The organism is Erwinia sp. E602, assembly GCF_018141005.1.
Lineage (GTDB): Bacteria > Pseudomonadota > Gammaproteobacteria > Enterobacterales > Enterobacteriaceae > Erwinia.
Genome location: NZ_CP046581.1, coordinates 69,634 through 82,646, shown reverse-complemented (window position 1 = coordinate 82,646; position 13,013 = coordinate 69,634). Strand labels below are relative to the sequence as shown.

Annotated in this window: 13 protein-coding genes and 2 pseudogenes; 13 read left to right on the top strand and 2 right to left on the bottom strand. The window is 58.9% G+C overall.

The genetic code is table 11. From position 1 onward, the window contains the following. The first annotated feature begins 14 nt into the window (after nucleotides 1–14). The 8 genes and pseudogenes from GKQ23_RS00330 to GKQ23_RS00300 all read left to right on the top strand — a co-directional run bounded on the left by GKQ23_RS00330 (nucleotide 15) and on the right by GKQ23_RS00300 (nucleotide 5,513). On the top strand, nucleotides 15–821 hold the full coding sequence (locus tag GKQ23_RS00330; protein WP_212408296.1) for a transporter substrate-binding domain-containing protein: 807 nt from the start codon (nucleotides 15–17) through the stop codon (nucleotides 819–821). Nucleotides 822–905: 84 nt separating this feature from the next. Continuing rightward, nucleotides 906–1,838 carry an amino acid ABC transporter permease gene (locus tag GKQ23_RS00325; protein ID WP_212408295.1) on the top strand — a complete coding sequence of 311 codons (933 nt, stop codon included), beginning with the start codon at nucleotides 906–908 and terminating at the stop codon, nucleotides 1,836–1,838. 15 nt (nucleotides 1,839–1,853) lie between these two features. After that, nucleotides 1,854–2,675: an amino acid ABC transporter ATP-binding protein gene (locus tag GKQ23_RS00320; RefSeq protein ID WP_305827321.1), complete on the top strand. Its 822-nt coding sequence runs from the start codon at nucleotides 1,854–1,856 to the stop codon at nucleotides 2,673–2,675. Between the two features lie 44 nt (nucleotides 2,676–2,719). Continuing rightward, nucleotides 2,720–2,986 (top strand): annotated as a pseudogene (locus tag GKQ23_RS00315) (ABC transporter permease); the annotation flags it as partial. Nucleotides 2,987–3,135: 149 nt separating this feature from the next. Then, nucleotides 3,136–4,200, top strand: a complete 1,065-nt coding sequence (locus GKQ23_RS00310; RefSeq protein ID WP_212408354.1) for a linear amide C-N hydrolase — start codon at nucleotides 3,136–3,138, stop codon at nucleotides 4,198–4,200. 239 nt (nucleotides 4,201–4,439) lie between these two features. After that, nucleotides 4,440–4,529: pseudogene (locus GKQ23_RS24125) on the top strand (DUF5431 family protein); the annotation flags it as partial. Continuing rightward, complete coding sequence (locus tag GKQ23_RS00305; protein WP_212408294.1) at nucleotides 4,498–4,656, top strand: type I toxin-antitoxin system Hok family toxin; 159 nt, start codon at nucleotides 4,498–4,500, stop codon at nucleotides 4,654–4,656. The pseudogene GKQ23_RS24125 and the gene GKQ23_RS00305, both read left to right, overlap by 32 nt. A gap of 494 nt (nucleotides 4,657–5,150) precedes the next feature. Further along, entirely contained in the window at nucleotides 5,151–5,513 is a 363-nt protein-coding gene (locus GKQ23_RS00300) for a hypothetical protein (RefSeq protein WP_212408293.1), read from the top strand. Nucleotides 5,514–5,651: 138 nt separating this feature from the next. On the opposite strand, the gene GKQ23_RS00295 is transcribed toward GKQ23_RS00300, so the two are convergent. Beyond that, a complete protein-coding gene (locus GKQ23_RS00295; RefSeq protein WP_212408292.1) occupies nucleotides 5,652–6,677 on the bottom strand; it encodes a tyrosine-type recombinase/integrase in 1,026 nt (341 codons plus the stop codon). 847 nt (nucleotides 6,678–7,524) lie between these two features. Between GKQ23_RS00295 and GKQ23_RS00290 the strand changes: the two genes are divergently transcribed. Genes GKQ23_RS00290 through GKQ23_RS00270 form a run of 5 tightly spaced genes read left to right on the top strand, consistent with a single transcriptional unit; the run spans nucleotide 7,525 to nucleotide 12,212 of the window. Further along, nucleotides 7,525–8,601 carry an ABC transporter ATP-binding protein gene (locus GKQ23_RS00290; RefSeq protein WP_212408291.1) on the top strand — a complete coding sequence of 359 codons (1,077 nt, stop codon included), beginning with the start codon at nucleotides 7,525–7,527 and terminating at the stop codon, nucleotides 8,599–8,601. Next, a complete protein-coding gene (locus tag GKQ23_RS00285) occupies nucleotides 8,594–9,223 on the top strand; it encodes an ABC transporter permease (protein ID WP_056238444.1) in 630 nt (209 codons plus the stop codon). Before GKQ23_RS00290 ends, GKQ23_RS00285 begins: the two co-directional genes overlap by 8 nt. Then, nucleotides 9,223–9,891: an ABC transporter permease gene (locus tag GKQ23_RS00280; protein WP_212408290.1), complete on the top strand. Its 669-nt coding sequence runs from the start codon at nucleotides 9,223–9,225 to the stop codon at nucleotides 9,889–9,891. Before GKQ23_RS00285 ends, GKQ23_RS00280 begins: the two co-directional genes overlap by 1 nt. 42 nt (nucleotides 9,892–9,933) lie before the next feature. Continuing rightward, nucleotides 9,934–10,833 carry an ABC transporter substrate-binding protein gene (locus GKQ23_RS00275; RefSeq protein WP_101505005.1) on the top strand — a complete coding sequence of 300 codons (900 nt, stop codon included), beginning with the start codon at nucleotides 9,934–9,936 and terminating at the stop codon, nucleotides 10,831–10,833. Nucleotides 10,834–10,883: 50 nt separating this feature from the next. Beyond that, nucleotides 10,884–12,212: an NtaA/DmoA family FMN-dependent monooxygenase gene (locus tag GKQ23_RS00270; RefSeq protein WP_212408289.1), complete on the top strand. Its 1,329-nt coding sequence runs from the start codon at nucleotides 10,884–10,886 to the stop codon at nucleotides 12,210–12,212. Here the strand turns inward: GKQ23_RS00270 and GKQ23_RS00265 are convergent. Beyond that, nucleotides 12,118–12,954 carry a phosphate/phosphite/phosphonate ABC transporter substrate-binding protein gene (locus tag GKQ23_RS00265; protein ID WP_212408288.1) on the bottom strand — a complete coding sequence of 279 codons (837 nt, stop codon included), beginning with the start codon at nucleotides 12,952–12,954 and terminating at the stop codon, nucleotides 12,118–12,120. The genes GKQ23_RS00270 and GKQ23_RS00265 overlap by 95 nt on opposite strands. Nucleotides 12,955–13,013 lie beyond the last annotated feature (59 nt).

Sequence of the window (13,013 nt, the reverse complement as noted above, 5' to 3'; positions counted from 1 at the left end):
CACCAGGATCGTCCATGAACAAAACGCTTACCGGCCTGTTACTGGCCTCTTTCAGCACCCTGGCCGCCGCGGCCGACGCGCCTTCACCGCTGGCGGGTAAGACCCTGCACGGCATTATGCAGAACGACTATGAACCGATCGCCTTTGTTGACGAGCAGGGGCATAACAGCGGCTATTTTTATGAGCTGGTGGCCGCGGCCGCCAGAAAACTCAACGCCACGCTGGAGGTGAAAAACGGCACCTTTGACACCTTTATCCCCGGCTTACAGAGCCAGCGTTTTGACGTCGCGCTGGGCACCGACGCCACGGTGCCGCGTCAGCAGGTGGTGGATGTTGTGCCGCTGATAGCCGCCGGCTACTCGTTTATCACCCGCGCCAGCGGGCCGGTGACGCTGGCAGACAGCCTGGATGCGCTGTGCGGCCACTCGGTGGCGGCGCTGGCCGGGCAGTCCACCATTGACGCGCTGAACGCCCAGGCCAGCCGCTGCCAGCAGCAGGGAAAACCGGCGCTGCGCGTGGCGATTTTCCCTTCACGCTCCGCCGCATGGCTGGCGGTGAAGAGCGGTCAGGCCGAGCTGACGCCGGTGTATACCGGCGAAGCGGGCTGGATCACTAAAAAAGATCCGGACTGGCGCGTCACCGGGCCGGTGTTTGACAGCGGTCAGTCCGGCTTTGCGGTCAGCAAAACCAGCGGCCACGCGCAGGCGTGGGCCGGCGCGATTAACGCGCTGATCGCCGACGGCACCTATCTGCAGATCCTCAGCAGGTACGGCGTGCAGTCCGTGGCGCTGAAAGAAGCGCAGGTAAATCCGGCACGCTGATCCGCAGGGAGACGACGTCAGCGCGCGCCGTCTCCCTTTTTTATTCTCTTCGCGTGCGGATAACGCCGTAATACCGGGTGACTGATGAGTGAAACAGAGCTGAGCGGGCCGACGGACGGGGCGGGGCGGGTCAGCGGGCAGCAGCGCAGCGTGCCGTTGTCCGTGACCGACGCGATCGGTGACATTGAACGGCGGCAGGGCATACGTCCGCAGAGCCAGCGTAAGCGGATCCTTTCTGCGCTGCTACTGCTGCTGTTTATGCTGTGGTTTGTGCGCGCGTCGGCCGCCAATCCGGCGTTTGACTGGCCGCTGGTCGGGCAGTATCTCTTCAACCCGCGGATCCTGCAGGGGCTGTGGACCACGCTGTGGCTGACGCTGCTGGTGACGCTGCTCAGCGTGGTACTGGGCCTGGGGATTGCGGTGATGCGGCTGTCCGAAAACCCGGTGCTCTCCTCACTCGCCTGGGGCTACATCTGGCTGTTTCGCGCCACGCCGATGCTGGTGCAGCTGCTTTTCTGGTTCAATATTGGTTATCTGGTGCCGACGCTGACGCTGGGCTGGCCGGGGCTGACGCCGTCAGTGACGCTGCCCACCAACGAATTAATTAACGCGCTGGGTGCCGCGATCCTCGGTCTGACGCTGCACGGTATGGCCTACGCCGCTGAATTTATCCGCGGCGGCCTGCTGGCGGTGCCGCAGGGGCAGCGCGAGGCGGCCACCATGCTCGGGCTGCGCCGGCGGCAAATCTTCCTGAAAATTACCCTGCCGCAGTCGCTGCGCAGCATTATTCCGGCGCTGGGTAACTTCCTGATCGACAACCTGAAAGGCACCTCGATGATCAGCGTGGTGGCGGTTACCGAACTGCTCTACTCGGCGCAGTTAATCTACAACAGCAACTACAAGGTTATTCCCCTGCTGCTGGTCGCCACCTTCTGGTACGTGGTGGTGACCTCGCTGCTGTCAGTTTTACAGTCGTGGAGCGAAAGCTACTACGGCCGCAGTTATCACCGTCGCTGAGATTAAGGGTAAATCATGTCCGGAGACTTTAACGATCCTGAGCCGCTGGCGAAACCGCCGGTGGTCAGCGCCCGCCGCCTGCACAAGCGCTACGGCGAGAACGTGGTGCTGGAACATATTGACCTCGACGTGGCTCAGGGGGAAGTGCTGTGCCTGATCGGCCCCTCCGGGTCGGGGAAAAGTACCCTGTTACGCCTGATGGCGACGCTGGAGCAGGCGGACGGCGGGCTGGTATTTTTTGGTCACCAGCCGCTGGGGGTGCAGCAGAAAGGTGACCGGTTGTTTCGTGCCGGAGAGAATATTACCCGGCAGCAGCGCGATCGTATCGGTTTTGTCTTTCAGCAGTTTAACCTGTTCCCCCATTTAACGGTGGTGGACAACATCAGTCTGGCGCCGCGCCTGCAGGGGCGACGTCCTCGCGAAGCAAAAGAGCAGGCGCTGGCGCTGCTGGCGCGCGTCGGCCTGGAACACAAGGCCGATGCCTGGCCCGGCAGCCTCTCCGGCGGCCAGCAGCAGCGCGTCGCCATAGCCCGCGCGCTGGCGCGGGAGCCGGAGTTGATCCTGTTCGACGAACCGACCAGCGCCCTCGATCCTGAGCTGGTCAACGAGGTGCTGGCGGTAATGACCGATCTGGCGGCGAGCGGCATCACCATGGTGATTGCCACCCATGAGATGCAGTTCGCCCGCCAGGTGGCCAGCCACGTTGCCTTCCTCGACAAAGGCCATATCGTCGAGTACGGCCCGCCTGAGCAGGTGCTGGATCGTCCGACCCAGCCGCGCACCCGCGCGTTCTTACAGCAGATTACCGCGCTGACGCCGGAGGGTGTGCATGGCTGAAGCGCAAGAAATGTGGATGCTGCCGTTCGCCGTGCTGCTGCTGGTACAGCTTCCGCCACGTGACTCTGCCGCTGATTAAACCGGGAATGCTGGCCGGCGCGGTGTTTGCCGGGGTCACGTCGTTTGGCGAGGTCTCGGTAAGCCTGTTCCTGAGCGCGCCGGAGACTATCACCATCCCGATCCGGGTATTCAACTACGTGGACCAGACCTTTGATCCGACGGTGAACGCTATCTCGGTGATCTTTATTCTGCTGGCGGTGCTGATCCTGCTGGTCATCGAGCGGACCCTGGGGCTGGTTAAACTCCTCTGACGGTTTCAAACCGCCAACGTTAACGACCGCCGTCGCGAATAAGGGTTAATCAGGCTAATGATTCGCTGATGAGAAAGGGTGCTGTTTCTGTAACCATCTTCTACTCTCTAAGCTGATACGGAACCTGAATCACAGAGGGACACAGAATGATGAACAGAGGAAAACGTTCGTTTTTTTCCACCATTACGGCGGTGATGCTCTCCGCCGGCATCACCGTTTCCACCGCCGAAGCCTGCACCCGACTGGTCTATCTGGGTGCCAGTCAGCAGGTGATCACCGCCCGATCGATGGACTGGAAGGTGGATGTGAATACCAGTCTGTGGGTGTTCCCGCGCGGGATGCAGCGCAGCGGCGAAGCGGGTGCCAACTCAATCAAATGGACCTCGAAATACGGCAGCGTCATCGCCTCCGGCTATGATATTTCCACCACGGACGGCATGAATGAAGCGGGGCTGGTGGCCAACGTGCTGTGGCTGGTGGAGTCCTCTTATCCGACTTATGATGACAAAAAACCGGGCCTGACCATTGCGGCCTGGGCGCAGTACGCGCTGGATAATTACGCCACCGTGCAGGAAGCGGTCGACGCGCTGGCAAAAGAGCCGTTCAGCATCGTGACGGATAAGGTTCCGGGGGAAGACCGGCTGGCGACCCTGCATCTCTCACTGTCCGATGCCAGCGGCGACAGCGCGATAATTGAGTATATCGACGGCAAACAGGTGATCCACCACGGCCGCGACTATCAGGTGATGACCAACTCGCCGGTTTTTGAAAAGCAGCTGGCGATGGAGGAGTACTGGAAGCCGATCGGCGGCACCGTGTTCCTGCCCGGCACCAACAGCGCCGCTGATCGCTTTGCCCGCGCCACCTTCTACGTGAACGCCATTCCGAAATCGGAAGATCCGACAGAGGCGATAGCCAGCACCTTCAGCGTGATCCGCAACGTCTCGGTGCCCTACGGCATCTCAACGCCCGGTCAGCCGAATATCTCATCGACCCGCTGGCGGACGGTGGCCGACCACAAGCGTAAGCTCTACTTCTTTGAATCGGCCTTAACGCCCAACGTATTCTGGACCGATCTGAACCGACTCGACTTCTCCGCGGAGAGCGGCAAGGTGCTGAAGCTCGACCTGGGGCCGAATCAGACTAACATCTTCTCGGGCGAGGCTAATGGCCAGTATCGGGAAGCGCAGGCGTTTAAATTTCTTGGGTTGTAATGCGATGGTGTAAAGGGAATTTATTATGACCGACGGAATTCGGCTCTCGAAGGGCGATATCCGGAGTTTTTTGGATATTTTACGATGACGAATCCGGATGCGGGTAAATAAAGCGGCGGTATAATAGACGCGGCGCTTGAGGCTTCTGCCTCATGCTGTCGGCAGCAGTGCTGAACGTTGGTGAGGCAGAAAGCAGAAAAGCCCCGAAAGTTAATTTTCATTAACCCCCGAGGCCCTGCATGCAAGAGAACATTCAGGATAGCCTCTTACCCGCCGCAAGGCAAGGAGAAGAAGGCCATGAAACTGCCGCGAAGTCCCGTGATCTGGTGCATATCCGTCGTGTGTTTAACGCTGCTGATATTCACTTTTCTGACGCGAAAATCGCTGTGTGAAATTCGCTACAGAGACGAGTATCGGGAGGTGGCGGCACATCTGGCCTGCGACGCCGGTAAGTAGCAATCTGAAGGCGGGGTAACCCGCCTTTTCAGATAACTGATGGACTCGGGCACCACGAGCGCTTTTACAAAGAGCCTTTCGGGAAACCGAAGGGCTCTTTTTCTTATTAGTATGGCCAACATATTTTTCGCAGGACTTTCTCCTGGAAGAGCTATTTACAGATTTCGTTGGTAGCCGGATAGATAATTTGACTTATGGAGCAAAAAACTACAGTTACTCTTCTAAATTATTTCAGAAGGTAATAATGAGCTCGTAAGGGTCCTGTTGGGTCTAAATTGACTCATGGATGGATCCTGTGCGTAGTTTATAGGAATATTCTTATTTAAAATTAATTTAACTGAAGGTTTTCGACTTCCGTGATTTCATTTTTTTGCCCCAAATGACCGAACTTTCGTGTGACAGGGATGGTAGTCATTTAAATCGTGAAAAGGCCTGTTACTTGCGTTAATATCATTTCGAAATTTTAATATGGGATTTACTTTCGGGACGTTATCATGAATAAGAAAATTATTATCGCTCTTGTCTTCTCTGCATCGATGCTAAGTGGCTGTTCAGCCCTTGATTATAAGTCTGGAACTCAGGTTTCTGCGCAACAGATGGCACAGTTCCAAAAGGGAAAAACGACGCAGGATCAAGTAGTACAGGCGATTGGCAACCCACCTAAAAAAGCGGAAGTGAACGGCAAAGAGATCTGGACTTATAACTACACTAAAATTGCCGGCCTGCCGCTGATGCCTAACGTTAATGAAAGCGCAATTTTTGAATGGTCGAAAAAAGGCGTGCTGTTAAATGCTTATAAAAGCGGTGGTTCACAGGGTGAATCAGATAACCCGTTATTGAGTGCTGCAGGCTTGTAATAGCTGAACAGCCCGTCAGCAACGGCAGAAAAGCCCGCTCTGTGTAAAGCGGGCTGATATAGTTAACCTGTTGGCATATTTGCTTTAAGCTGAGCTGACAAGTACGAGTCCTGTAGCGATCACAATAATATATCGGTATTACTGCATCTCCATAAAGTCCACCATCGCCCCTTTGTGCGCATCAACGTTACGAATATAGCGCATTAACGTTTCCGGTTTTTTCCAGGTTCCTTCCTGCATAATCTGCGCTACCGAATAGCCTTTACCGGCCAGATCCTGGGCGGCACCGACGCGGGCGCTGTGCCCGCTCCAGCCCTGGTAACGGCCTTTGTTCGCCGGTGCCGGGGTGGCAGGGCCGGCTTCCCGCCACGCCTGGCTGAAGATGGCTTCCAGCGCGGGCAGGCTCAGCGGGCGCTCGGTAGCGATCGTCACCTTATTCGAGCGATGTACCGGGCAGAAGATAAAGGCATCCGGCTCGCCGGCCAGCCCGGATCGCGTTAGCCATTCGCTTAAGCGACGGGATGAGGCGCTGCTGAGCGCTTTAATCAGTCCGCCGGTTTGTACGATGGTTTTGGTCCAGGCCACGTCGAGAATGATTCTTCCGTCCGCCGTTCGGCTGATATCGCGCACCCGCAGGCGGGCCAGTTCGCTGACGCGCAGCAGGGTATTGTAGGCAAGATGCAGAAAGGCCAGGTTCCTGACCTGCTGCAACTGCGTCGACCCGGCCCAGCACCTGTCGATAATGTGCAGATCGGTCATCTTAAACGGCACAGCCTGGCCGGTACGCTCGCCGGATACGACGGCGCTGCGGTTAATCTTCTTTATCGTACGAAAGACCAGCGGTGACGTAGTCGGCGGCACCAGACCAGCGTTACGGTGTAACGTCGCCAGCAGCGCAGCGTGGGTGGCGACGGTGGAGGACGCACGTCCGCCGGCCTGTAGCCAGTTAAGATAGTCACGCAGGTCGGTGGAAGACATCGGGAAAAATTGCCGGCCGTTCTGCTCCGCCCAGCGCAGGCTGATGCGCATCACGCTCATCAGCTGCCGCCAGGTATTCGGCGAGAAGGCGTCCTTATCTTCAACAAAGGCTTCCAGCCGGGCACGCAGATCGTCGCCGGGCAGGGTGGTCAGAAAATGACTCTCTTTCGCTACAATATTGCTCATATTGGGCGTTATAACCTCAATGTAAAACGAGATCGCGCTACGTGAATTCTGCGAAATTAACAGGGTGGTTACCCTGCAGATTTCACGTAGCGTTGTCAGAGTGTGCGGGCCAGTTAAGCCCGCTTTCTACTGTCCGGCCGGAAAAGGCTGCTGGTAAACGCTAGCGTTACCAGGCGGCTATTGCGAAGTCAATCGGTGATCCCAGCCAGATCGTTACCGGATCCTATAGTACCTGGAATTCTGACCGCTGTCCTGACTTTATATAATGCCAATTATATAAAGTCAGAGGCTTTCAGAGCCGATCGTTATCGCCGCTGATGGGTAAGACCGTTTTACCGCTCTGTGAGTAACTGCTTCACGGGCAGCCGGCTGTCAGCGTGGAAAAATTTTTCTTTGAGCGGGTTAATTATGCGTCGAATGAGCTACGCGATCGGATCTGCGTTCAATAAGCGATCGTTACCAATTGTGATAAAGCCACAGGGGAGGTAAAACCCGCGGAACCGCTCCTGAACGAAGCCAGGGCAGGCTTTTCAAAACTGAAACTGGTTGTAAACTGTACCGACGTTGCCAGCGTAAGGGCAGGAAAAATATAGCCCTCTTCCCGTTCATAGTCAGTAGTAAAATCAGTGTGATAGCTGTTTTTTCCGTCGATTAATAACCAAACCCACCAGGTTATATTATAATTAATTCCGCTAATCTTAGTGTTATTTATGAATTCTATTCCCGGAAGTTGAATTTGTGATGAATATCGTCCATGCCATACTGCTGGCAGGGAAATTTTAAAAAATAAGTGTGAGCCTGCCGAAAAGCATGTGACCGCGCGGTATCGCTGAAATGCTGAGGCATTATGATTCGACTGGAAAATATCACCAAGACCTATCCCGGCAATGCCCGACACGCCATCAACTCACTGAATATCACCATCAATCAGGGCGAAATCTGCACCTTTGTCGGCCCCAGCGGCTGCGGCAAAACCACTACGCTGCGGATGATCAACCGCCTCGACGTTCCTGACGGTGGCGAAGTCTATATTCAGGGGGAGCCGCTTTCAACGGCGGATATTATTCAGGTACGACTTAAAATCGGCTTTGTGATGCAAAGCCCGGCGCTGTTTCCCCACCGCACGGTGGCGGAAAATATCGCCACCGTGCCGCGGCTGCTGAAATGGGACAAGCGCGCCATCAGCCGCCGTATTGACGAGCTGGTGACGCTGATGTCGCTGGATCCGCTGCTGCTGAAACGTTATCCCCATCAGCTCTCCGGCGGCCAGCAGAGCCGCGTCTCCATTGCCCGCGCGCTGGCCGCCGATCCGCCGATTCTGCTGATGGATGAACCCTTTGCGGCGATCGACCCGGTGGTGCGGGTAAAACTGCAGGAAGAGCTGCTGGCGCTGCAGGCCCGCCTGCACAAAACCATTATCCTGGTCACCCACGATATCAACGAAGCCATTCGTCTGGGCGACCGCATCGCCATCTTTCAGGAAGGCGGCATCCTCGCGCAGTTTGCTACCCCGGACCAGATCCTGTCGCACCCGGCCAGCGATTTCGTGCGCAACTTTATCGGGCCGGAGCCGGCGCTCAAGCGGCTGGGCAGGCTGCGGGTCGGCGATCTGCCGCGCCATGATGTTACGCTGATCGACGCTGACGGACGGCCGCTCCCCGCCGAGTTTCCGCTGCTGACCGCGCAGCAGGTGCTGGTGCTCGACGGCGATCGCCGTCCGCTGCGCTGGCAGGGCAGCGATGAGCCGGCGTCGCTGCGGCTGGTGCGCGATGAGCAGTCGCTGCTGCACGCCTATAACGATCTGCTCAGCGCGCCGCAGGGGGTGCTGGTGCGGGTCACCGAAGAGGGGCGCTACGCCGGGGTGCTCGACAGCGGCCTGCTGAGCGCCGCGCTGCAGCAACATCCGGGTGGCAGGCATGATTGAGTGGCAATGGATCGCCGACAACGCCGCGATGATCGGTCAGCTGTTTCTCGAACATCTGCAGATGGTGGCGCTGTCGCTGACGCTGGGCACGCTGTTGACGGCGCTGATGCTGCTGGTCTGCATTCACTGGCCGTCGCTCGCCGCGCCGCTGATATCGGTCAGCGGCGTGCTGTTTACCATTCCCTCGCTGGCGATGTTTATCCTGCTGCTGCCGTGGACCGGGCTTTCCGTCACCACGGCGGTGATCGGGCTGACGCTCTACTCCCTGTTGATCCTGATGCGTAACGTGCTGGCGGGGATGCAAAAACTGCCGGAGGATATTCTTGAGTCGGCGCGCGCGCTGGGCTACACCCGCTTTGGCCGCTTTATTGAAATCGAAATTTTTCTGATCCTGCCGTCGCTGTTTGCCGGGCTGCGGATTGCCGCAGTGACGCTGGTCGGGCTGGTGATAGTCACCGCGCTGATCGGCCAGGGCGGGCTGGGGCAGCTGATGATCGTCGGTTTTAACCAAAACTTCCTGACGCCAATTCTGCTCAGCCTGTGCCTGAGCCTGCTGCTGTCGCTGGCGCTTGACCTGCTGATCACCCGCATCGGCTATCATTTAACCGGATGGACGCGCTGATGACGGTGATTATTGATACCTGGCACTGGTTCCTGCAGGGAGCGCACTGGAGCGGCGACCTCGGCATCTTGCCACGGCTGGGGCAACACCTCTACTACGTGCTGGTCAGCCTGGCGATCGCCGCCCTGATCGCCCAGCCGCTGGGCATCCTGTTTGGCTATCTGCAGCGCGGCGCGTTTCTGGCGATCAACCTGTTCAATATCGGCCAGGCCTTCCCGTCGCTGGGCATTATTTTACTGTGCATCATGCTGTTTGGCTTTAACGACGTGCCGGTGTTTATCGCCCTCGTCGCGCTGGCCATACCACCGATGCTGACCAACACCTTTGTTGGCATCAGCCAGGCCGACCGAACCCTGCACGACGCTGCGAAAGCAATGGGCATGACCCCGCTGCAGGCACTGCTGAAGGTACGCATACCGCTGGCGATGCCGCTGATTTTTGCCGGCGTCCGTACCTCGCTGTTACAGCTGATCGCCACCGCCGTCGTCGCCGCCTATACCGGACTGGACGGCTTAGGCCGCTTTTTGATTGATGGCCTCGGCCAGCGTGATTTTCCGCAGGTGATTGCCGGTTCGCTGGTGGTCTCGCTGCTGGCCGTTGGCTGTGAGCTGCTGATGTCGTTGATAGCCCGGCGCTGGTTTGCCCTTACGCTGCCCGCCGCCCGTTAACTCCCCCGCGTAGTCGCTACGCATTATTCATAAGAGAGCATGATGATGATGAAACATTGGTGGTTCGCTAAACGTAAATTAACCCAGGCGACGCTGCTGGCGATGGGGCTGAGCGGGATGGCACTGGCTGCCCACGCTGAAACCGTCACCATCGGTGGGGCCAACTTCTCTGAGCAGACCGTTCTGGCCAATATCTATGCTGCCGCCCTGCAGCAGCAGGGGATTGAGGTCAAAACCCGGCTTAACCTCGGTAACCGCGAAATTATCATTCCGGCGCTGAAAACCGGCGAGCTGGACGTGGTGCCTGAATATGTGGGGGCATTGTTGAATTATTATCATGGCGACAGCAAGGCCACTACGCAGGAGGACGTTACGCGCGAGCTGAACGCCACCTTGCCGGCGGATCTTGCCTTACTGAACGCGGCGGAGGCAAGTTCGATTACCGCCTGGGCGGTGAGCGAAGAGACGGCGAAAAAGTATCAGCTGAAAACCCTTTCCGATCTGGCAAAAGTGGCACCGCAGCTGGTGGTCGGCGGTCCGCCAGAAGTGGCGACCCGTGCGCTGGGGCTGCCGGGACTGGAGCGGGTCTATGGCATCAAGTTTAAAGCCTTCAAATCGCTGGATATGGGCGGCCCGCTCAGCCGGCTGGCGCTCAACTCCGGAAAAATTGACGTGGCGACGGTGGTGTCGACCCAGGGCGATCTGTCGAAAGAGAAATGGGTGGTGCTGGAGGACGATAAGCATGAGCAGCCCGCGCAGAACGTGGTGCCGCTGGTGCATAAAGGCGCGGTATCGGCGAAAACGGAGCAGGTGCTGAATCAGGTGTCGGCGCGCCTGAGCACCGCCGATCTGATTGAGCTGAACAAGCAGGTCGACGTTGAGCATAAAGATCCGGCTAAGGTCGCCGGGCAGTGGGTGAAAACCAACCTGAAGGCCAATTAATTCATTCTGCGGCCGGCAGCGGCCGCCACCACTCTTAGCGAGCGATCGGTATGACGCAACCCACGGCGATTTTTAACCTGTTCTTCTTCAATCCCCAGGGGGATTACCGCTTCTCCTGGCGCCACCCGCAGGCACCCGGCCGGGAAATTTTCTCGCTTAAGTACTATGCTGGCCTGGCGCGCCGGGCCGAAGAGGCGGTGCTGGATGCTATTTTCATCGCCGATCACGTGGCGGTGTGGGATACGGTGCCCAGCGGCATTCCGCATTACGCCAACCTGCGGCTGGAGCCGATCACCCTGTTAGCGGCGCTGGCGGCGGTGACCAGCAACATCGGCCTGATGGCCACCGCCTCCACCTCCTATAACGAGCCGTACAACCTGGCGCGCTATTTCGCGTCGCTGGATTTTCTCAGCGAGGGGCGGGCCAGCTGGAACGTGGTCACCTCCTGGCTGCCGGAAGAGGCCGCCAACTACGGCCGCGAGACGCTGCCGGCGCACGGTGAGCGTTATCAGCGCGCGGCTGAGTTTATCGACGTGGTGCGCAGGCTGTGGGACTCCTGGGAAGAAGAGGCGGTACTGATCGACAAACAGAGCGGTCACTTCGCCGATCCGCAGCGGGTGCATCCGCTGGATCATCAGGGCAAATTCTTTAAGGTGCGCGGACCGCTGAACCTGCCGCGACCGCCGCAGGGGCACCCGGTAATCGTGCAGGCCGGCTCATCGGAAGCCGGCAGGCAGCTGGCCGCCAGCCAGGCGGATATTCATTTCGTATTTATGAGCGACATCGCCAAAGGGCTGGCCTACCGCGCGGACATGGACAGGCGGTTGCGGGCGCTGGGGCGGGATCCGGCACATTTCAAAATCCTCGGCGGGGTGCTGCCGGTGGTGGTGAATGGCGCGGAAGAGCTGGCGGAACGGCAGGCGCTGGTGAGATCGCTGATGAACGACCAGATGGCGCTGGATCTGCTCGGCACCTATCTGCAGATGGACCTCAGCAACACCGATCCCCACGCGCCGCTGCCGCCGCTGCCCGAGGAGGAGAATTTTGACGGTATCCGCACCGCGTTGCAGATCATCCGCGGCTATGACGCCGGATTAACGGTGCTGGAACTGGGCCGGCTGCTGTTACAGAGCTCGGACAGCTGGCTGGTGATCGGCACGGCAGAAGAGGTGGCCGATACGCTGAGCGCCGCTTTTAGCGCGGGGGCCGTGGACGGCTATAACCTGATGTTCCCGTTCCTGCCGGTGGATTTTGACAACTTTGTCACACAGGTGGCCCCGCTGCTTAAGGCGCGTGGGGTGATGAAGACGGCCTATCAGCCGGGTACGCTGCGGCAGAAGCTGGGGCTGCCGGCGGCAGTTGCGCGATCAGCGCGCTGACCGGCTGATAATCTTCACGGCCGGTGGCCGTGAAGCCGCCGACCAGCAACTCTGCGCAAACCTCGCGCCATTGTGGTTCGCTGACCAGTCGGGTCAGCGCCCGCCTTAGCTGTTGCAGCGTGGCGGCGGGGGTTGCGGAAGCGGTAATCAGCGGCAGGCCGGGCAGGGCGGCGGTGTAGCCGATGGTGGTCAGCCCCTGCAGCAGCGCCGGATGATGGCGGCTGAACAGCGCCCAGCTGACCGCGTCGATCGCCGCCAGGTCGGCCGCGTTATCCTGCAGTGCCTGCAGCGACTGATGATGGCCGCCGCTGAACAGCAGCGAGGAGAAGAAGCGGCCGTTTTGCAGCAGCGGGGCAATCTCTGCGCGAAGGGTGTGGAAGCCGGACAGCGAATCCCCGCTGTTGCACACCGCGCGCCTGCCGCGAAAATCGGCCAGCCGTTTACCGGCATCGGTTTCCCGCACCACCAGCCGGCTGCGGTAGCGGAACCCGCTACAGCCCTCAGCGTCGTAATGAAAGGTGCCGACCACCTGCACGTCAGGCAGCAACGCGCACAGCGGATAGCCGCAGGTCTGGCTGAGCAGCAGCGCCGGGTCCTGCCAGTGCGCCAGCCGATCGTCGGGCTCAGCGTAGTGCCAGGCGTCAACGCCTTCCTGCGCCAGCAGCTGACGCAGCGCCGCCACCAGCAGGCGCGTATCCGCGGGCTGTACGTCGTACATAGGTAGTGACAGCAGCTGGGTCATGGTGTTGCTCCGGTTTTGGCCACATCGCCAGTATCAGGCATTCTCATCATCCTATTGCT